This is a genomic window from Nostoc sp., assembly GCF_036917455.1.
Classification (GTDB): Bacteria; Cyanobacteriota; Cyanobacteriia; order Cyanobacteriales; family Nostocaceae; genus Nostoc.
Genome location: NZ_JBALDK010000145.1, coordinates 41,200 through 61,341, shown reverse-complemented (window position 1 = coordinate 61,341; position 20,142 = coordinate 41,200). Strand labels below are relative to the sequence as shown.

14 protein-coding genes and 1 pseudogene are annotated in these 20,142 nt (G+C 41.0%); 7 read left to right on the top strand and 8 right to left on the bottom strand.

Annotation, left to right across the window (positions count from 1 at the left end; all coding sequences use genetic code 11):
* Nucleotides 1-40 precede the first annotated feature (40 nt).
* Complete coding sequence (locus tag V7K42_RS15605; protein ID WP_334917552.1) at nt 41-1,372, bottom strand: hybrid sensor histidine kinase/response regulator; 1,332 nt, start codon at nt 1,370-1,372, stop codon at nt 41-43.
* Nucleotides 1,373-1,502: 130 nt separating this feature from the next.
* On the opposite strand from V7K42_RS15605, the pseudogene V7K42_RS15600 reads away from it, so the two are divergent.
* Nucleotides 1,503-2,009, top strand: a pseudogene (locus tag V7K42_RS15600) (cytochrome P450).
* A gap of 215 nt (nt 2,010-2,224) precedes the next feature.
* Here V7K42_RS15600 and V7K42_RS15595 read toward each other — a convergent pair.
* Both V7K42_RS15595 and V7K42_RS15590 read right to left on the bottom strand, forming a co-directional pair.
* A complete protein-coding gene (locus V7K42_RS15595; protein ID WP_334917550.1) occupies nt 2,225-7,906 on the bottom strand; it encodes an ATP-binding sensor histidine kinase in 5,682 nt (1,893 codons plus the stop codon).
* A 601-nt stretch (nt 7,907-8,507) separates the two neighbouring features.
* Nucleotides 8,508-9,194 carry a response regulator gene (locus V7K42_RS15590; protein WP_334917548.1) on the bottom strand — a complete coding sequence of 229 codons (687 nt, stop codon included), beginning with the start codon at nt 9,192-9,194 and terminating at the stop codon, nt 8,508-8,510.
* A gap of 342 nt (nt 9,195-9,536) precedes the next feature.
* Between V7K42_RS15590 and lipA the strand changes: the two genes are divergently transcribed.
* From lipA to psaX, 3 genes are all read left to right on the top strand, one after another.
* The gene (gene lipA / locus V7K42_RS15585) at nt 9,537-10,457 is read left to right on the top strand and encodes a lipoyl synthase (protein WP_334917546.1); all 921 of its coding nucleotides are present in this window, start codon (nt 9,537-9,539) and stop codon (nt 10,455-10,457) included.
* Between the two features lie 229 nt (nt 10,458-10,686).
* Nucleotides 10,687-10,836 carry a photosystem I protein PsaX gene (locus V7K42_RS15580; RefSeq protein ID WP_292704887.1) on the top strand — a complete coding sequence of 50 codons (150 nt, stop codon included), beginning with the start codon at nt 10,687-10,689 and terminating at the stop codon, nt 10,834-10,836.
* 73 nt (nt 10,837-10,909) lie between these two features.
* Nucleotides 10,910-10,984, top strand: coding sequence for a photosystem I protein PsaX (gene psaX, locus V7K42_RS28955; RefSeq protein WP_442938579.1), 75 nt, complete (start codon nt 10,910-10,912; stop codon nt 10,982-10,984).
* Nucleotides 10,985-11,005: 21 nt separating this feature from the next.
* Here psaX and V7K42_RS15575 read toward each other — a convergent pair whose 3' ends face one another.
* Nucleotides 11,006-11,872: a branched-chain amino acid ABC transporter permease gene (locus tag V7K42_RS15575; protein ID WP_334917542.1), complete on the bottom strand. Its 867-nt coding sequence runs from the start codon at nt 11,870-11,872 to the stop codon at nt 11,006-11,008.
* Nucleotides 11,873-12,079: 207 nt separating this feature from the next.
* Between V7K42_RS15575 and hrmK the strand changes: the two genes are divergently transcribed.
* Together hrmK and larE are read left to right on the top strand one after the other, a co-directional pair.
* The gene (gene hrmK / locus V7K42_RS15570) at nt 12,080-13,909 is read left to right on the top strand and encodes a hybrid histidine kinase/response regulator HrmK (RefSeq protein ID WP_334917540.1); all 1,830 of its coding nucleotides are present in this window, start codon (nt 12,080-12,082) and stop codon (nt 13,907-13,909) included.
* A gap of 258 nt (nt 13,910-14,167) precedes the next feature.
* Nucleotides 14,168-14,998, top strand: coding sequence for an ATP-dependent sacrificial sulfur transferase LarE (larE, locus tag V7K42_RS15565; protein WP_334917538.1), 831 nt, complete (start codon nt 14,168-14,170; stop codon nt 14,996-14,998).
* 25 nt (nt 14,999-15,023) lie between these two features.
* Here the strand turns inward: larE and V7K42_RS15560 are convergent, their stop codons facing one another.
* Nucleotides 15,024-15,386, bottom strand: coding sequence for a DUF4864 domain-containing protein (locus V7K42_RS15560; protein ID WP_334917536.1), 363 nt, complete (start codon nt 15,384-15,386; stop codon nt 15,024-15,026).
* Between the two features lie 62 nt (nt 15,387-15,448).
* Nucleotides 15,449-16,504 carry an SGNH/GDSL hydrolase family protein gene (locus V7K42_RS15555; protein WP_334917534.1) on the bottom strand — a complete coding sequence of 352 codons (1,056 nt, stop codon included), beginning with the start codon at nt 16,502-16,504 and terminating at the stop codon, nt 15,449-15,451.
* Nucleotides 16,505-16,890: 386 nt separating this feature from the next.
* Between V7K42_RS15555 and V7K42_RS15550 the strand changes: the two genes are divergently transcribed.
* A complete protein-coding gene (locus V7K42_RS15550; protein WP_334917564.1) occupies nt 16,891-17,184 on the top strand; it encodes a tetratricopeptide repeat protein in 294 nt (97 codons plus the stop codon).
* A gap of 84 nt (nt 17,185-17,268) precedes the next feature.
* Here V7K42_RS15550 and V7K42_RS15545 read toward each other — a convergent pair whose 3' ends face one another.
* Nucleotides 17,269-17,739: an REP-associated tyrosine transposase gene (locus V7K42_RS15545; protein WP_334917532.1), complete on the bottom strand. Its 471-nt coding sequence runs from the start codon at nt 17,737-17,739 to the stop codon at nt 17,269-17,271.
* A 156-nt stretch (nt 17,740-17,895) separates the two neighbouring features.
* The gene (gene psaB, locus V7K42_RS15540) at nt 17,896-20,121 is read right to left on the bottom strand and encodes a photosystem I core protein PsaB (protein ID WP_334917530.1); all 2,226 of its coding nucleotides are present in this window, start codon (nt 20,119-20,121) and stop codon (nt 17,896-17,898) included.
* Nucleotides 20,122-20,142 lie beyond the last annotated feature (21 nt).

Sequence of the window (20,142 nt, the reverse complement as noted above, 5' to 3'; positions counted from 1 at the left end):
TAATGGAAGAAAATAATTTCTAATATTCTCATAACACTACTTAGTATAATGATCCAATAGGAAGTTTAATGATAAACTCTGAACCTTTTCCTATTACTGAATTTATCTCCAGAGTTCCTTCATGTTTTTCAACAACAATTTGACGAGCAATTGATAATCCTAATCCTGTACCTTGACCCACAGGCTTGGTGGTGAATAAATATTCAAAGATTTTTTGCTGCACCTCAGCCGACATTCCCACTCCATTATCTTTAATTCTAATTAAAATATGATTATTGTTTTCAGTGAGAGTGGTCTGAATCAGAATTTGATTAGGATTTGCTTCAATTTCAATATAAGTCCGTCCTATATTAGACTCCTCTAAAGCATCAATAGCATTGGCTAATAAATTCATAAATACCTGATTTAGTTGTCCAATAAAGCATTCTAAATCTGGCAAATTATTGTAATCTCTAATGATTTGAATTTCGGGTCGATCCTCAGATGCTTTTAAGCGGTGTTTAAGAATCATGATTGTGCTATCAATGCCATCATGAATGTTGCAAAAAACTTTGCGATCGCTATCTGCGCGAGAAAAGGTTCTCAAACTGGTACTAATATTACGAATGCGCTGAACACCCTCTTTCATTGAGGAAATTAAGTTAGGTAGATCCGAAAGCATATACTTCAAATCTATCGCTGCAATTTCCTCTTGAATTTCTGGAACTGGATTAGGATAATGCTGCTGATAGAGATCGATGAGGTTAATCATGTCTTGGAAATATGCTGAAGCGTGTCCGAGATTGCCATGAATAAAACTAACTGGATTATTAATTTCATGAGCAACTCCTGCTACTAATTGACCAAGGGCAGACATTTTTTCTGTCTGTACAAGCTGAAGTTGAGACTCTTGTAGGTCTTTTAATACCCTAGACAACGCTGCTGTCCTTTCTGCAACTCGTTTCTCTAAAGTTTTTGTGAGATTTCGTAATTGCAAATGGGTTTTAATTCTAGCTAATAATTCCTCTTCATGAAAGGGTTTAGTGATGTAATCAACTGCTCCTATATTTAGACCCTTTACTTTACTATCAGTATCCGAATTTGCTGTCATAAAAATTACTGGAATATCACAAGTAGCTAAATTTTCTTTCAGCTTTTGACAAGTTTCAAATCCATCTAATCCGGGCATCATCACATCTAATAAAATTAAGTCTGGTAGTCTATTTTCAGCCTGCTTTATTGCCCTATTGCCATCATTCTCTGTAGTAACATTAAAGCCAACATTCGTTAATATGTTAAAGACAATTTCTAAATTTGTGTTAGTATCATCAACTACTAAAATCAAACTATCTTCTGGCAGATTAAGTGTTTGTAAATATGGCTTGTAATTCATATATTTAAATTAAGTTAATTCCTTGTTTATTGTTTACTATTGCCCTGCGATCGCAGCTAAGTCACCTCTACTTTTTTCGTAGACGGACTGACAATTTTATTCTCTGATAATCCTATAGTTCCCAAAAAGTCTGATAACAGCAACATTCTCACACCAAATTGCTCTATACGACCATAGAAGCGATCGCTACATCATCGACATCAATCCCAAATCTGCACTGTTCGCGTTCCCCAGGCTAGGTCAAGAATCCTGTGAACTACTAGGACATCCTATACCTTCTGGAACGTTACTGGTTCCCTGTATTTACTTAGCTCATCAACGCGAGGATTTATATCCCCAGCCTCAGCAATTTAAACCAGAACGCTTTTTATAACAAGAATTTTCTACCTATGAATTCTTACCTTTTGGTGGTGGAGTCCGTCGCTGTATGGGTGAAGCTTTGGCTGTGTTTGAAATGAAGTTAGTATTAGCAAAAGTCCTGTCAGGTTATCAACTCAATCTAGTTGGTAATCGGCCAGAGCGTCCTCAACGTCGAGGTTTTGCACTTGCGCCAGCTAATGGGGTCAAAATGGTAGTCACAGGACGATGTGTGCGTAAAGAGCCTCTAGAGAATATGACAACCACATCCGTCTTTTAGTAATCTATCAGGGCTATTTTCATAAATACTAGAAATCTACTTTTTGGAACAAATTAGGTTTTTAAAATTGTTAGGTTGAGTAAAGTGGAGTAAAACCCAATCTACAAAAAATAGATTTACAACCAGTTTTTCCGGTGGCGTGTAATTAAAAACCCAGTTTTTGGGAAAACCTGGGTTTTTAGCACTCTTATATTTGGACTTGACAGATTACTAATCTAGCTCTCTAACTGTTGCATCGGTATCTCAATAGTAAACTTAGTTCCCTCTCCTGGCGTAGAATCACAGTTCAAACTACCTTTGTGTTTGTCCACAATAATCTGATAGCTAATCGACAACCCTAACCCTGTGCCACTTCCTACCGACTTAGTAGTGAAAAATGGGTCAAATATTTTATGCTGTACCGCTTTTGTCATACCACAACCGTTATCAGCAATCCGAATTATCGCTGTATTAGAATGTGTTAGTTCAGTAAAAATGTGAATTTGTCCTACCAATTGAGAATCTACTGATGCGTCTATATCCTTGGTTATTTGTTCTTCGTGATTTACCAGTGATTGATGACCAATGATAAATGAATCTTCTAAAGCATCGATTGCATTACTCAGGATATTCATAAACACCTGATTCAATTGACCAGGGTAACACATAACTTCTGGTAAATTTCCATATTCTTTGATGACTTCAACTTCAGGAAAATTGCTCTTTTCTTTAAATCGATGTTGCAAAATCATTAAGGTACTGTCTATCCCCTGATGAATATCTACAGGCTTCATCTCAGATTCATCTAGACGAGAAAAGTTGCGTAAGCCCAAAACAATATTTCGGATCCGCAAACTCCCAACCTTCATGGAATCTAAAATTTTTGGCAAGTCTGTTGCTAGAAAAGCTATGTCAATCTCCTCAGATTTTTCTTCAACTAAAGGCGAAGGATGGGGATATTCTTGCTGATAAATAACTATCAAATCTAGCAAATCTTGAACATATTCGCTGGCATGATTAATATTGCCATGAATAAAGTTGATGGGGTTATTGATTTCATGGGCAATTCCTGCTACCATTTGTCCCAAAGAGGACATTTTTTCACTTTGAATCAATTGGATCTGGGTACGTTGTAATTCCTGGAGAGCCTGTTGTAAACTGTGATTTTTGTCATTAATTTCCTGCGTTCTTTTCTGGACTTTTTCCTCTAGGGTATGATTGTATTCCTCCAAGCTTTCTTTAGCTTGGGCCAAATTTTTGTAAAGAATAGCATTTTCTAGAGAGATTGCTGCTTGAGTAGTGAGGAGTTTGAGAACTTCTACGCGATCGCGTGTAAAGGCTCCTGTCGTCAGCTGATTTTCTAGGTAAAGAATCCCAATCAATTTACCTTGATTTAGAAGAGGTATAGACAATAAACTCTTAGGCTCTTCACTAATAATATAGTTGTCACCTGCTAGAAAAGAAACAGCCATTGCATCATCAATAACTAAGATTTCTCTGGAGCGCTTAACATAGTTAATCAAAGTGATGGGAACATCGTAGCTTGACTCAAGAGAAGTGGATGGAAACTCAGTGTAGGTCTGCTTAAAATTTGAACTTGAACAAACAGCCGTGACAGTTAATGCTAAGTTATTCCCTTCGCTCAAAACTAAAGCGCATTTTGAGGCTCCTGCATTCTCCATAACAACTTCCATCAAAGTAGAAAGTAATCGCTCAAGCTCGATTTCCCCAGAGAGTGCTTGAGAAGCTTTAATGAATGCGGCTAAATCCAGAGAATCAGAAATACTTGTCTTCGATGAGCCAATAACAGTTTGGTGATTACTCAAAGTAGACAAAGATGATATAGATGTGTTGATTAAAGAAGTGCTTTCTTCCCTGGTAGGGATGCTAAGTTTTTCTTGCTGGAATATAGGAGTGAGTAATTGGGGATAACGTTTTACCAAATCGTCAACTTTGGCTTTTGCTCCCCAGTTAACGTATCCATAGTAGGCATCAATTAAGTAGGTTTGGGCAATTTTTTGCTTGCCCCATTTTAAATAAAATTTAGCTGCCAGTTCCTGAGCTAAAGCTACTTCATTTTTGTAGTCATGTTCTTGAGCTAGGGAGATAGCACGATCGTATGCTTCCATTGCTTCAAGATATTTCTCTCCAACCCGATGTCTTTCTGCCTCCACCAAATAAAATTTATGCCAATTGTTCATTGGGGCGTGATATGCCCAATATTGCATCTTTTCCTGATTAGCTTGCACCTTATCGAGAATGCACTTTTGTTCTGAATCAGATACGTCATTGTACACCGCCAGTTTAGCCAGAGAATCGTAAAAATAGAAAAAAGGAACAACCAGTTGTCCTGTACCACTATCTAAATACTTTTCTGCTAAAGTAGCATTTTCAGCTGCTTGAGGGAACTGCTGAAACAAGTAGCATAAATGTAGTTTATGAAAATATAAATATAAAAGTCCGATTCTATCCTTGGCTTCCAAGTGAAGTGGCAGCATTTTTTCCTCATCATAGGCTTCACCAATTAAACGACAAGGATCTTCTCCAACGCCTAGTAAATTTAAGACACTCTGTTGATAGATGCAATTCCAGTTAAATGCTCTTTCTTGCTTGATTTGATTTAGGACATTACTGTAGTTTGCCATCTCGCGTTCCAGCCCTGTTAGTTCTCTACCTATGGAATAAGAACTGAAGCAATAAGACTGAATATCTAAAGCTGCAAATTCTAAACATCCTGTTTCCATCGCCAGAGAGTAAGCCTCTAGCAAAGGATTTAATGTTTCCTTTGGATGCTCTTTCCAATGCCGGATACCTGCATGAAATACCTCCATAACTTTTGCTTCAACTTCCTTGGCATTGTACTTAGCCACCAAACTTAAAGCCAGTTTGCCATAATGATAACCAGACTGAATATCTCCCTTTTCGCTACAGAGGATCGTTCCGTAAAGAACGTATGCAAAGGCGGACAAGGGAGCATTGCCATATCTGAGTGATAAGTTGATTTGTTTAAGAACAATCAGTAGAAAAAGTTCAGGAGTGACTGCATAGGCGAAAAAAAGTGCATTGGATAGAATCTGCATAACTACCAATGTTTGTTCTGCCGCCATTTCTGGTAAATCAATTAAATCTTCAATACACTTTCCATTTAAATTTAATGTTAATTCAGTTAGCGATCCCTGAATATCTAACTGGCTAGGATTTTCAGGTAACTCAACTTCTAGCAACTTTAGAATACTTAGGGCAGTCCTGACAGATTCTAATGCTTGGTTCTGCGCTCCATAGGCTTTAATTTTGACTTCATAAACTTTTACTTTCTCCAGCAGTGTTTTTGCTCGTGCCAACACTACCTCTACTAATTGCTCCATTTGCCTAAAGTCGCCAGCTAAATACGCTGCCTCTGCTGCTGTCTCATACAAAGCTAGAATTAGCTTATATTTAGTCTCCCAGCCATCATCTGTCAGCAGTTGGATGCCGATAGTTAAATACTTCACAGCAGATGGATAAGCAGTTGATGCTAAAGCTTTACGTCCAGCAGTCAGATTCATCTGGGCTAGTTCATCTCGTTTAGCTTGAGGGGAGATGAATTCTACTGCGATATTAAACTGATTGACAAGCTCAAAAATCTTTTCTTCCTGTTCTGCAAGTGGAATATTGTTCAATAACAGTAGCCCAATTTTTAAGTGAATTGGCTTTTTTTGTTCTTCAGGAATCAAAGAATAAGCGGCTTGCTGAACTCGATCGTGTACGAATTTATATTTAGGTAGCTGTAAATTAGAACTTGAAAATTGTGTAGATTCTATTCCATGAATAATAAATTCTTGATTAGTATTTTCTTTTGCAAAAATATTGTAATTCTCAGCCTGTGGTAAAACTAATCCATCAAGTAATGCTTGCCATAAATCTGATGCTGTATCTACTACAGATTTTTCATTGACGATCGCTAGACTTTTTAAGTCAAATTGATTACCAATACAGGCAGCTAGTTTCAGAACCTTTTGGGTATATACTGGCAATTTCTCTATTTGGAGGGCAATAAATTCTACTACATCATCTGTGAGAGCTAACTCTTTGACTTTGGAAATATCATACTGCCAATGACCGGCATCAAAGTTTAATAAAATTAGCCCATCATCATGTAAAGACTTGAGGAATTGGACGGAAAAGAATGGGTTGCCTTTCGTTTTTGCAAACACCATTTGCGTAAGAGAAACTGCAACTACTTCAGGACAATGTAGAGTATCAGCAATGAGATGATTTAAATCACCCTGATTTAAGGGTGCTAGAGTGATTATATTAATAGTTACTCCTGATTTTTCAATTTCTTGTAATGTAAAATAAAGCGGATCTACCTTGAAAACTTCATTGTCTCGATAAGAACCAATTAACAATAAACCTCCCTGGTTTTCATGTGTCTGTTCTGCCTTTTCTGAAACAGAACGCAATAGGTTTTCACATATTAATAACTGAATTAACTTTAAAGAGGCTGTATCTGCCCATTGTAAGTCATCAAGAAAGATAACTAGGGGATGTTCTTTAGTTTTGAAAATTTGAATAAATTTTTTAAACAATAAATTGAAGCGATTTTTGGCAGCACTGCTAGAGAGTTCTGTAACCGCAGGTTGCTTACCAATAATTTGTTCAAGTTCAGGAATTACATCGATAATTACCTGAGCTTGTATACCTAATTCCAGCAGAATTTTGGCTTTACATTGTTGAATTTGGGCATCAGTTTCTGAGAGTAGTTGCCCGATTAAGTCTCGAAAAGCTTGCACCAATCCTGATAAGGGAATGTCACGTTTAAACTGGTCAAATTTTCCTTTGATGAAGTAACTACGCTGCCGGACAATAGGTTTATGGACTTCATTGACCACAGCAGTTTTACCAATACCAGAGAAACCCACAACTAATATCATTTCTGTTGCCCCTTCTGTCACACGCTTAAAAGCAGCGAGTAGGGTTTCAACTTCAGCTTGGCGACCATAGAGTTTTTCAGGGATTACAAAACGGTCTGAGATGTCCCTCATACCTAGTTTAAAAGGGGCAATATTTCCTGTATCTTGCCACTGGTTTTGGCACACCTCCAAGTCATGTTTTAACCCCAAAGCACTCTGATAGCGATCCTCGGCATTTTTTGCCATCAGTTTACTAATAATCTCAGACAAAATTGCCGGAATCTTAGAGTTAATCCGGCTGGCTTTTAGCGATTGTTTGGCGATATGAGAGTAAACCAACTCCATCGGATCTTTAGTGGTGAAGGGCAACTGTCCGGTGAGGAGTTGAAAGAAGGTAACACCAAGGGAATAAAAATCAGTCCGATAGTCGATACCTCGGTTCATCCTTCCAGTTTGTTCTGGAGAAATGTAAGCCAAAGTCCCCTCTAAGATGTTGGGATTAGTGAGAAATTGAATTTCTCTTGGGAGGAGGGTAGCAATACTAAAATCGATGATTTTTATTTCATCTGTGGTAGGGTTTATTAGAATATTGGCAGGCTTGATATCTTTGTGAATGATGCGATCGCTATGCAATCCTTCAAGGGTAGAAGTAATTTTAATAGCAATGGGGAAAAACTCATTGAGGGAAAGAAAATTTTCCTCCTTCTCCTTGTTCTCTAGTCGCCAATCTTGTAGAGAAATGCCACCAAAATCTTCCATCACTAGGGTGTAGGTGTTACGGTAGCTTTCTAAGCTATAGGTTTTGACTATCCCAGGAAGATCAAGATTTTTGGTAATGATATATTGATTGCGGAACTGGGTGATTTCCGCAAACGTAGGATATTCGTTCCGCATTAACTTGAGAATGACTGGTTTTTGGTCTTGTTCTCTAATGCCCCGAAAAACTAGGGTTTTACTGCCGGAGTAAATTTGCTCGGTGATGCGATAGCCAGGAAACGCATATAATGTATCTAATACTACTAACATCGTAGACTATGCTCATAATTCTTGTTTCTATGGCTTAGTATTCCCGTGTGAAGGCTATCATCATCATGAAATAAGAATTTCATTTGTTTGGTTTGGATTAAGAAAAATAATTTTTACCTAAATATCTGCTCTTGAGCTATGTAATTATGAACAGGATAATTTGGGTATAAAGACATAAGCTTACCAAGCACATTGTTACTAAAATTATCTGGTAAATATTTGCTCTTGCTACTTTTTTTTTGCGAACCAGCTATCAAGTTGTATTGTAGACTTTGGATATAGCAAATTAAACAAAAAAAAGCCTGCCGTTATTCTTAGGTTAAGAGCAAACTGCGACAGGTTTAGTGGGTTTAAGGCTACTTTGTTAGAGTGTAAACATCTTCTCCTACGAAGACGCTGCGCGAATAGAGAATTCAAAATTCAAACATTATAAAAGTGCAGATAATTGCTAGTTACTTTTTCCTGTTTTTGAATTTTGTTGTCAACGATGATTTGTCAACATAAGTATTTTTGAACTAACTATTTTTACCCGCTTTTAATCGGACACCCGTTATGAAAAATGGGGTGTTTTCGACTGCGATAATAATAATGAGCACAAATGCTACTTAATTTTTTGTTTAATAAAAGTCACAACCTGAGTTAGCTGCTTCTTCAAGCCATCGATTTCAGCTTGCATTTTGACAATTTTCTCGTTCAAGGCATTAATTTCTGCCTCAGAGACTCCTCCAGTAGTAGGGGTTGCGTTGATTGCCACCGTAGGCATCGCAGTATTTGCAGCAGTAGGAGTTGCTAACGTTGCAGTGTTTGCGACGCTAGGGGCTGCTACTGTAGCAGTTACAACACTAGAGGTTGTAACTGTGCTATTTTTAACAGCAACCCCCGCTCCGACTGCAACTAATTCTGGGCGTGGCTGTTTCGCCTTGGTCATCGCTAACTTAATTGCGTTAATTAGTTGCTTTTGATCGAAAGGCTTGCCCAGAAATTCAAAGTATTCAAAGGGTTCTGTGATTTTCTCAGTTACTTCTTCCTTGCGACCAGACATGATCACCAAAGGAATTTTCCTTAATTCCGGATCGGCTTGAACTTTCTGGAAAACCTCCCAGCCACTCATTTTAGGCAACAGGAAATCCAGCATAATCAGGCTGAGTTTTTCCTGAAGGATAAAATTTAGTCCTTCTAAACCGTCTTTTGCTTCCAGTACCTCAAAATTGCCCGGAGGCAACATTTCTCGTACTTTTACCCTGACAACTGTAGTGTCATCGATAACTAAAATCTTGTTGCTTGCCACGACTGTTTGCTCTAACAGAAACTTTAAGTGTAAATAGCGACTTTGCCGATTGTCCTTGAGAATCCTCCCACTATATACAAAATTTCTAGCAATTGGGGGATAGTATATTTCGGTATAAATCACATTATTATAGGTGTTTGATAAAACTCTTGCTTACTGTTTTTTCGATTTATGTCATGGTGATATTTAAGGCTTTAGCTTTGATTTGAGGCATAAAGGACACGGAGACATGGTGATTTCATTCAGGTGTTCCCGCATTTCCCGTTTGCTGCGTCTATTCTTATCTATCATTTGTTAATTGACACAACACTCCTCTAGTATCCGTATCTTGCTTGGATGTCTATGATTTCGTCACAACAAGCTGAACTAAAGTCTGAAATTGCAGCAATGCCTAGTTGGTTACGTCGCCCTATCGGTAAAGCCAGTGAAATCTCTACCGTACAACGCATTATTAAACAGCGCCAAATTCACACAATTTGTGAAGAAGGGCGCTGTCCCAACCGGGGAGAGTGCTATGCCCAAAAAACTGCAACTTTCTTGCTAATGGGGCCTACCTGCACACGCTCTTGTGCTTTTTGTCAAGTAGATAAAGGTCATGCACCGATGCCTCTTGATTTAGAAGAACCCCAAAAGGTAGCACAAGCAGTACAGCTTTTGGGATTGCGTTATGTGGTGCTGACTTCTGTTGCCCGTGACGACTTGCCCGATGGAGGTACAGGGCATTTTGTGGAGACGATCGCGACTATCCGCCAGTTGAACCCAGAAACTCAAATTGAAGTGCTGACCCCTGATTTGTGGGGTGGTGCTGGTGTTGGGGAATCAGGTCAACACCAACGGATAGCGATGATTGTAAGAGCTAAACCAGCGTGTTTCAATCACAATATCGAGACAGTGCGGCGGTTAACTGGGCCAGTACGCCGGGGAGCCAAATACGATCGCTCGCTTCTGGTACTGGCTATGGTTAAAGAAATCGATTCGACAATTCCCACCAAATCAGGTTTGATGCTGGGACACGGAGAAACACTTGATGAAGTCATTGAAGCAATGGCTGATTTAAGGGCTGTGGGGTGCGATCGCTTGACTCTTGGGCAGTATATGCGTCCAACTCTTGAACATCTCCCAGTCAAAAAATATTGGACTCCAGAGGAATTCGATCAACTCGGCAGATTAGCATGGGAAATGGGATTCAATCATGTCCGTTCTGGGCCTCTGGTTCGCAGTTCCTATCATGCTGGAGAGGAGGGAGTGGGGAGTGAGGAGTAGGGAGCAGGGGGCAGGGGGCAGGGGGCAGGGGGCAGGGGAGCAAGGGTAAATAACTAATTCCCAATTCCCAATTCCCAATTCCCAATGCCCAATTCCCAATTCCCAATGCCCAATTCCCAATTCCCAATTCCCAATTCCCAACTTCACACAAATATTCTTAAAGAATTTGGGTATTTGGTACGTCAGTTTGGTATTTCTTAGAAAGTCATGACATTAGGAGAATCGGATTATGACCGCTAAAACAACGAAGAATCTTGCAAATTCCCCAGTTGCCGACAGTGGAGCTAAACCTCCCTACCCCTATCGCACAGGCTGGGCAATATTCTTGTTAGCTATCAATTTACTGGTAGCAGCCTGGTATTTCCACATTATTGAATAGTTAGAAGTGGAATGGTGCTGCTCAAATGTTTCCTTTGAATAAACCTTTGGGACGAATGAGCAGCACCAAAATCATGATCGACAGTGCTACACCCTGTTTAGCTATCAATTTCCTGGTAGCAGCATGGTCTTTCCACATTATTGAATAGTTAGAAGTGGAGTGGTGCTGCTCAAATGGTTCCTTTGAATAAACCTTTGGGACGAATGAGCAGCACCAAAATCATGATAGACAGTGCTATACCCTGTTTATACTGTGAACCCAGCCAAGGCGTGCTGATTTCCTGGACAATGCCAATGATAAAAGCTGCTGCGATCGCACCGTAAGGGTTGCCAATCCCCCCAAGAATCACTGAGGCAAATAACGGTAAAATTAAGAACCACCCCATATTGGGACGCACGGCTGTAATTAAACCATACATACTTCCGCCTAATGACGTAAGAGTGCCAGCAATTAGCCAAGTCCAGAAAATTACTCGGTCAACATTGATACCTGAAACCCTAGCTAAGTCTAGATCGTCAGCAACTGCTCGCATCGCCTTACCAATTTTGGTATTTTGCAGCAAGTAATGCAGCGCCAAAATTGCTAGCACCGCTAACCCCAATACCAATAATTGATTTTGCGGCACCTTTAAGCCAAAGATGTCTAAAGCTGTGGTAACAGGCAAATTATAATTTTGGTTCTTGCCACCCCAGATCAAAATAATGCCATTGCGAAGAAATAAGGCAAGTCCGATAGAAATAATAATTAGCGTAGTGGAAGTAGCACGGATAGAGCGCATCCTAGACCACAATAACTTTTCCGATAAGAGCATTGCTGCTACTGTTCCTATCGCTGCCAGGATCATTGACAGCCAAATATTAACTCCAATACTATTGATCAGCCAAGTGAGATAGGCTCCTAAAGTCAGAAAGTCACCATGAGCAAAGTTCGATAACCGTAAAATTCCATAAGTAAGAGTGAGTCCGACTGCGGCTAAAGCAATAATGCTTCCTACCGCAATTCCATTGACGATTAGTTGGGCGAATTGTGTATCCATAATTCTTAAGTTGCGTTTTAAAAATTTTAGGTCAGTGGTTCATATAATAATTTTTTTGGACTAGCTGCTAAACTCGACATCATAAGTTATGGTTTATAACAACATAAGTTATGGTTTATAAATAAAAAAGAATTGTCCGCTAATATACATAAAAATCCTCTTTGGATTTTTATGTGAAGCTAAACTTGCTCAGCTGTCTAGTTGACCATGCAGCAGTACTCAAGCTTACCAGACCACAACTCACAGATAGATGCAACGCCAAAACTTTTGACAACCATTCAGCAACTTCGCGCCAAGTTGTGGCTGGAGAGCAGCTTGAACCAGTTGCAAAGTCGCCTTAATCATTACCTGCTTTCTGCTTGTAATACTGTCCTACAGGCAGGAGCCGCAGAAGCAGAAATTCTCCAAACTGTGGTTAACGAAATTGACACTGCTGTGAACAGCAGCAATCTGGTGCTTACAGTTTATGCCGTAGGCATTGCTCTGTTTCAACCACAAGAAACTGTTGCCACAGTTTGTTATGTTTCTCGTTCTCCATCCCCAAACTCACAACCTTTATTTTTGGAAGTGCTGACAGCAGAAAAAAAGCTGCTGTTAAGATTGCAAGAAATTATAGAAATCGAAGATTTGCAACAGCTTGAGAATCAACAGCCACCGAGTGCTTGGCGGTTAGCTGATGATTCTGGTAGCGTTATCGGTTGGCTAATTATCGCCGCAGCGCCCCTAAGCTCTAATTGCGATCCACTCATAGAATCACAAGCTCAACTCAGATCGGAATTAATGGCCAGGTCTGCCAACTACTGTACAACAGCCCTGTTACAACTTAGATATATCCAATCTTGGCAGCAACAATATCAACAGTTAAGTAACTCTAATCAAGAATTGGAGCGCACCAATCAACTCAAAAATCAGTTTCTGGCAAACACCAGCCACGAAATTCGCACACCACTTGGTTCCATTATTGGGTTTACCCATCTGCTTTTAGCTCCAGGGTATGAACCAACTAAAGAACGTCAGCAGGAGTATTTAAATATTATTCAGTCTAGCGGCAAGCACTTGCTAGCTCTGATTAATGATATTTTGGATCTCTCTAAAATTGAAGCAAATCAGCTAGAGGTACAATGCGAGATAGTGGATGTGCCATTGCTATGTAGCAATGTTTTGGCAATGGTGAAAGAGAAAGCCGCTAATAAGGGTTTAAAACTCCGTCTAGAAATTGACCCCGATATTACAACCCTAGTAGCTGACTCTTTGCGACTCAAGCAAATGCTGTTGAATTTACTTTTCAATGCCCTAAAGTTCACCAGTGAAGGAAGTGTTGGCTTACAGGTTGTTCCCGAAGGTGTATCTGTACATTTTACAGTTTGGGATACTGGCACTGGCATTTCTCAAGAAGACCAGACTCAACTATTTGAACCCTATTTCCAAATTGCCAAGGCTGTCGCTGGTGGTGCTGAAGGTACTGGTTTAGGTTTAGCAGTGACTAAGAAACTCGCCCAAATTCACGGTGGTTCTGTGGAAGTGAAATCTGAAGTAGGTGCCGGCTCCCGTTTTACCCTCATACTTCCCTTGAAACAAGAGGCGGGAGTGGTAAGAGATGAGGGAGAAAAGGTAGGTAAGGAGGCAAAATCTTCTTCATTCCCTCTGCCTTCGAGCCTTAGTTCCTCCATAGATATTTTACTGGTAGAAAATGACTTACCCAACGCTGATTTGATGCAAATTTATCTACAAAAATTGGGATATCGGGTCACTTGGGTCAAGAATGCTGCCGAAATGTGGGAAGCTCTAACACAGCTAGACCCAGCAATGATTTTAATGGATGTTTTTCTGGCAGATGAAAATGGTCTTAACTTGGTGCAACAACTGCGAGAAAATCAGCAATATCGCACGATTCCGGTAATTGTTCAAACAGCAATGGCGATGAAAGGCGATCGCGAAACCTGTCTAGCAGCTGGAGTAAATGACTATATTTCTAAACCGATTGATTTACCACTTTTAGCTAGTCTGGTCGCCAAGTACAGCAACCCGCCAATATAGGGGAAGTAGGGGGGCAGAGGGGCAGGGAGCAGGGGAGGCAGGGGGGCAGAGAGCAGGGGAGGCAGGGGAGGCAGGGGAGGCAGGGGAGGCAGGGGAGGCAGGGAAAAAGAACTATTAGATTATTACCCCATTCCCAATGACCAATGACCAATGACCAATGACCAATGACCAATGACCAATGACCAATGACCAATGACCAATGACCAATGACTACAATATAAATTGTTGGGTGCTATAGGGTTTAGGCAGGATTGGGAAATGATGCTGACAGAAAAATTTGAGCAATTAAAAGCCTTATTTCAAGAGATGGAGCAGGCGTTGATTGCCTACTCTGGAGGCGTTGATAGCACCTTGGTCGCCAAAATTGCTTATGATGCCTTGGGCGATCGCGCTCTGGCTGTTACGGCTGTTTCTCCTTCGCTGTTGCCAGAAGAGTTGGAAGATGCCAAAATTCAAGCTGCAACTATTGGGATTGCTCATAAAATTGTCCAGACTCACGAGATGGAAAATCCCAATTACACTTCTAACCCGGTTAATCGCTGTTATTTTTGCAAAAGTGAGTTACACGACACTCTCAAACCTTTAGCTTTGCAGTTGGGTTATCCCTACGTAGTAGATGGGGTAAATGCCGATGATTTGCATGATTATCGCCCAGGAATTCAAGCAGCAAAAGAAAGAGGGGCGCGATCGCCTTTAGCAGAAGTGGGTGTCACCAAAGTTGAAGTCCGCCAACTTTCGCAACAACTCAGTTTATCTTGGTGGGATAAACCCGCTCAACCTTGCCTAAGTTCTCGCTTTCCTTATGGTGAGGAGATTACTGTCGCTAAGTTACAACGAGTTGGTAGAGGAGAAATTTTATTAAGAAAGCTGGGTTGGCAGAATTTGCGCGTGCGATCGGAAGGGGATACAGCACGCATTGAATTATCACCAGAACAAATTAAAGAGTTTGTGTTAACGACAGATTTAGAGAAAGTAGTTTCTGCATTTCAGGATTTCGGATTTCTTTACGTAACCCTGGATTTAGAAGGTTATCGCAGTGGTAAGTTAAATCAGATTTTAAATCGAGAAGCTTTGGGGGTTAAAGCATAAAATTTTTCCTGTATGGAGATAGAATTTATATTTCTTTACCTTCTACAGAAACTAGAAAGCAGCCGTTAATCTTCCAGGCATTATCCGGCTGTTTTTCCATAAAATATAAAGCTCTAAAGGGAACTCCATCAGGAGAAAGTAGTAGCACTGGCTGAGTTATGTTTCCCTGGATGCTTGCTATCTTCTCAAAAAAGACAGAACGAGGGCGGTATACTGCTGGATAACTTATCTTCACCATCTGCATAAAATTTTCTGGTGTGCCAAATTGCGCCTGAATTCCTGGACTAGCGAAGGCAAAAGCGCCTTCGGCATCATCCTTTTGAAAGGCTGCCAATTGGTGTTCAATTAGCGAACGGATGACGATCGCATCATTGTCGGTAACTTCCATAAGTATAAAAAATTGCTTAGGCGCAGCCCGTCATAGACATTGCCCCAAAGTCGAGCGATCGCTCAATCTTCACGCTGAGTCAACTTGTATTCTATCTGTTGTAGTGCCGAGCGCCACACATCATAACCCTCTTGGGACAAATGTAAACCGTCTGTGGTCAACTCTGGGCGCATATTGCCTTCCATATCCGTAAACCAGCTATAAATATTTAAATAATTAGCGCCTTCTTGTTTAGCAATCTGGGCAAGTTGGGTGTTTATGTGACGAATGCGGCTATTGGAAAGTTTTGGTAGGCGAGTAGGCAAAATTGATTGGACAATAATTTGAGCCTTCGGGTGAGCCTCCCGTAAACGACGGACAATCCGGCGATAATTACGCAAAATTGTGTCATCACTAGCGCCTTTTCGTAAGTCGTTAATCCCAGCCATGACATAGATCACATCCGGCCGGGTTGCCGAAAATGCCCCCAATCTTTTTAAAACTCCACTAGAAGTATCTCCAGAAATGCCTTGATTGAGCCACAATTTCCCCGTGGGCAATTTTTCTCTAGGAAACCACATGCTCAAAGAATCACCAACTAAGATACTTAGATGATTTACACCTTGACCTTGAGCGATCGCTCTAGCTTCTAAAGCGAGTAAACTTTTCCAGTCATCATAAGTTAGTTGACGTTTCCTAATCGACTCCCACAAAGATTGCAAATTATCACTATTTGCGCGTGTATAAATCTGACCTGTTTTCAAAGCCGCCAATCTTTGGTAGTAAAGTTGATTACCAGATGTCAACGAAATACCCGTTGCTTGAGCGCTGGGGTTGGCTAATGATTCTGTTGAGGCTGGTAATCCTTCACTACTGAGTTCGGGTACGCTAGAGACATTTTTCTCGTCTACCGTCGGCTGTGAATTTTTTAGGGGTTGGAACGCTTGCCCACTGAGTTCTGGTAAGGAGAGACCAACGCTAGGGATGATTTGTCTACTTACTATTGTCTGCGAGCCTTGTTTTAAATCCCACAGGAATCTAGAACTTTCTGGCAGGACAATTGACAAATGTGGAAGAGCCGATGCTGGTATTGCTAATCCTGTTAACAAGCCTGCTGCCAACAGATAAGGGTCCCTCATCGCTTTCTCTCTCCTCTACTCACTCTTTTCCCTATCACAACATTAATTGCCTGCATTCAGGAAAATTTTACTTAGGTTAAGTTATTATTCTTATTTAAACTGTATAGTTCTGTAAAGTGTGTTGAGGAGATTATCTTAGACAATTTACGATCTCTTTAAAGTACAGTTTTTTTGCTGGTATACAAGTCTTATTTGCGAGAACACTGTTACTGAAATCACTATTTTCACAAACTGACCACTTTTTATAACTCAGTGGTCACAAATATTGTAAGTATATATAACCTTAGCTATTAGTTGATATAATACGACGATCTGCTCTTAATGAGCAAAAAAAAGGTTATTCTTACTGCTATTCGAGAACTTGCTTAAAAAAGGTTAGGCTCTGAATTTATTTTTGGAGAAATCTCGCACCTGAATTTGATACTGCTTATAACAATCGAGGTCTTGCTCGCTTCTATTTAGGTGATAAACAGGGAGCTTTACAAGACTATAATAAAGCGATTCAGTTAAACGCAAAAAAGGTTCCTGCTTACTTTAATCGAGCTTTTGTTCGTCGGTATGACTTAGGAGATAATCAAGGTGCAATTAAAGATTGGCAGCAAGCTGCTAACCTTTATTTAGAACAAGGGGATACAAAAAAATATTTAGAGGCAATAGAGGAAATTAAATTGATTCAATAATCAATTCTAGACTGGCATTTAAGGCTACAAAGGGGCGGGCAAGATGCCCACCCCACAAGAGAAGAGAGAATGTGATGAGTGAGATTATTCAGGGAGTTGCCAAAAGAAGGGGTAATTTTCTGGGCTTGATGATAGTCCTGCTTTTACAGGATTTTGTCTGATATATTCCCAATATTGTTGAAACTCTTGGTCATTCCTAACAATACGGTCATATCTTTCATCTTGCCAAACTGTTCCTAGATGTTTCATCACTTTGGGAATTTGTTTAGCACTATAACCTTTAATACTTTTCATAATGCTACTCAATGACCAAAACTCATTTTCCGATTTGAGTAATGGCTGAATGAGCATATGCACATGATTTGTCATCACCACAAGGACAAATATTCGATATCTATTTTTATCAAAAAACAAGCACGAATTAAAAACTATTTCTCTAGCTTGTAGGCTAAGTTCTAACTTTTCCCAAGTATTAAAGGTAATGAAATAAACCGCCCCATCTAACTCCCAATGAGGTAATCTTCTTTGAAAAATTTTTAACTTTGGCTCTTGCATTCAGAATACAAAACTACTTGTAATTTTTATTGTGGGGTGGGCATCTTGCCCGCCCCCTTCTCTATTTTTCCCATCCTCCCCACCTAAAATCCAAAAAAAATCCCCCACCTTGCGGCAGGGGATTTTTGTTACTTATCTACAAAACTAGCAGCCGAATTAACCGAACTTACCAGCAGTAGAAGCAATCAAGAATGCTGCGTAAGTCACGATGTAGCCAACAGTGAAGTGAGCTAGACCAACTACACGAGCTTGAACAATCGACAGAGCAACGGGCTTGTCCTTCCAGCGAACCAAGTTAGCTAGAGGAGTGCGTTCGTGTGCCCAAACAAGGGTTTCAATCAACTCTTGCCAGTAACCTCTCCAGGAGATTAAGAACATGAAGCCAGTAGCCCAAACTAGGTGTCCAAACAGGAACATCCAAGCCCAGACAGACAGGTTATTCACACCGTAAGGGTTGTAACCGTTAATCAACTGAGCGGAGTTAGCCCAGAGGTAATCGCGGAACCAGCCCATGAGATATGTAGAGTTCTCATTGAACTGAGCTACGTTGCCTTGCCAAATACCTAGATGTTTCCAATGCCAGTAGAACGTAACCCAACCAAGCGTGTTCAGCATCCAGAAGGTAGCGAGGTAGAAGGAATCCCATGCTGAGATGTCGCAAGTACCGCCACGACCGGGGCCGTCGCAAGGGAAGGCATAGCCGAAGTCCTTTTTATCGGGCATCAGCTTAGAACCACGGGCATCCAAAGCACCTTTGACCAAGATCAGGGTGGTGGTGTGCAGACCTAGAGCGATCGCATGGTGAACCAAGAAGTCGCCAGGGCCAATTGTCAAGAACAGGGAGTTAGTACCAGCATTGATGGCATCTAACCAACCTGGAAGCCAAACGTTAGCGTAGTTAGGCCATGCTGTGTAAGCAATACTATCGGGGTTAGATAGCAAAGCATCTAAACCGTAAAGTACCTTACCGTTAGCAGCTTGGACGAATTGAGCAAATACTGGCTCAATCAAGATTTGCTTTTCAGGAGTACCGAAAGCAACTACTACGTCGTTGTGTACGTACAAACCAAGGGTGTGGAAGCCCAAGAAAAGGGATACCCAGCTGAGGTGGGAAATGATCGCTTCTTTGTGCTTCAGCACGCGGTCAAGCACGTTACCTTTGTTTTGCTCTGGGTCGTAATCACGTACCCAGAAGATTGCACCGTGAGCAAAAGCACCAAGCATCAGGAATCCAGCAATATACTGGTGATGCGTGTACAACGCTGCCTGGGTTGTGTAGTCCTTCGCAATAAATGCGTAGGAAGGCATGGAGTACATGTGCTGCGCTACTAGGGAAGTAACAACACCTAACGCTGCTAAGTGCCATCCCAATTGGAAGTGCAGGGAATTGTTGTAGGTGTCGTAAATACCTTGGTGAGGTAAGTTGAACGGTCCTTCAACAGGAATACCAAAGAAATTCTTGGCATTCAATGCTTCTTTGAGACTGTGACCAATCCCAAAGTTTGTCCGGTACATGTGACCAGCAACAATAAATAAAACTGCGATCGCTAAGTGGTGGTGAGCGATGTCAGTCAACCACAAAGCTTCTGTCTGAGGATGGAAGCCACCCAAGAAACTCAGAATTGCAGTTCCTGCACCTTGAGATGTCCCAAAGATATGTCCAGGAGTGTCAGGGTTTTGAGAGTAAACACCCCAGTTGCCTGTAAAGAATGGTGTCAAACCGGCTGGGTGGGGTGGGGTATTGAGGAAGTTATCCCAACCTACGTGCTGACCGCGAGATTCGGGGACAGCAACGTGAATTAAGTGACCAGCCCAAGCCAATGAACTAACACCAAACAAACCTGCTAAGTGGTGGTTTAGGCGATGTTCAGCGCTCTTAAACCATGCCAAGCTAGGACGGTATTTGGGTTGCAAGTGCAGCCAACCAGCAAACAGTAATACAGCAGCGAATACCAGCAAGAACACTGAACCGTTGTACAGTTCGCCATTATTTCGCATACCGATGGTATACCACCAATGGTAGAGACCAGAGTAGGTAATGTTTACCGGATTGCTAGCGCCCGCTTGGGTAAAAGCTTCGATCGCTGGTTTACCAAAGTGGGGATCCCAAATCGCATGGGCGATGGGACGGATGTGAAGGGGATCTTTAATCCACTGTTCGAAGTTACCTTGCCAGGCCACGTGGAACAGGAGGCTGGATGCCCACAGGAAGATGATTGCCAAGTGACCGAAGTGAGTTGCGAAAATCTTTTGGTAAAGATTTTCTTCCGTCATGCCATCATGGGTTTCAAAATCGTTGCCTGTAGCGATCGCATACCATATCCGACGAGTCGTCGGGTCCTGTGCGAGATCCTGGCTAAATTTTGGAAATTTTGTCGCCATAGGTTTAATAAATCCTCTGAC

Coding starts and splice junctions, on each gene's coding strand:
- V7K42_RS15605 (WP_334917552.1), bottom strand. CDS start 1,372: ATGAATTACAAGCCATATTTACAAACACTTAATCTGCCAGAAGATAGT.
- V7K42_RS15595 (WP_334917550.1), bottom strand. CDS start 7,906: ATGTTAGTAGTATTAGATACATTATATGCGTTTCCTGGCTATCGCATC.
- lipA (WP_334917546.1), top strand. CDS start 9,537: ATGATTTCGTCACAACAAGCTGAACTAAAGTCTGAAATTGCAGCAATG.
- V7K42_RS15580 (WP_292704887.1), top strand. CDS start 10,687: ATGACCGCTAAAACAACGAAGAATCTTGCAAATTCCCCAGTTGCCGAC.
- V7K42_RS15575 (WP_334917542.1), bottom strand. CDS start 11,872: ATGGATACACAATTCGCCCAACTAATCGTCAATGGAATTGCGGTAGGA.
- hrmK (WP_334917540.1), top strand. CDS start 12,080: ATGCAGCAGTACTCAAGCTTACCAGACCACAACTCACAGATAGATGCA.
- larE (WP_334917538.1), top strand. CDS start 14,168: ATGATGCTGACAGAAAAATTTGAGCAATTAAAAGCCTTATTTCAAGAG.
- V7K42_RS15560 (WP_334917536.1), bottom strand. CDS start 15,386: ATGGAAGTTACCGACAATGATGCGATCGTCATCCGTTCGCTAATTGAA.
- V7K42_RS15555 (WP_334917534.1), bottom strand. CDS start 16,504: ATGAGGGACCCTTATCTGTTGGCAGCAGGCTTGTTAACAGGATTAGCA.
- V7K42_RS15545 (WP_334917532.1), bottom strand. CDS start 17,739: ATGCAAGAGCCAAAGTTAAAAATTTTTCAAAGAAGATTACCTCATTGG.
- psaB (WP_334917530.1), bottom strand. CDS start 20,121: ATGGCGACAAAATTTCCAAAATTTAGCCAGGATCTCGCACAGGACCCG.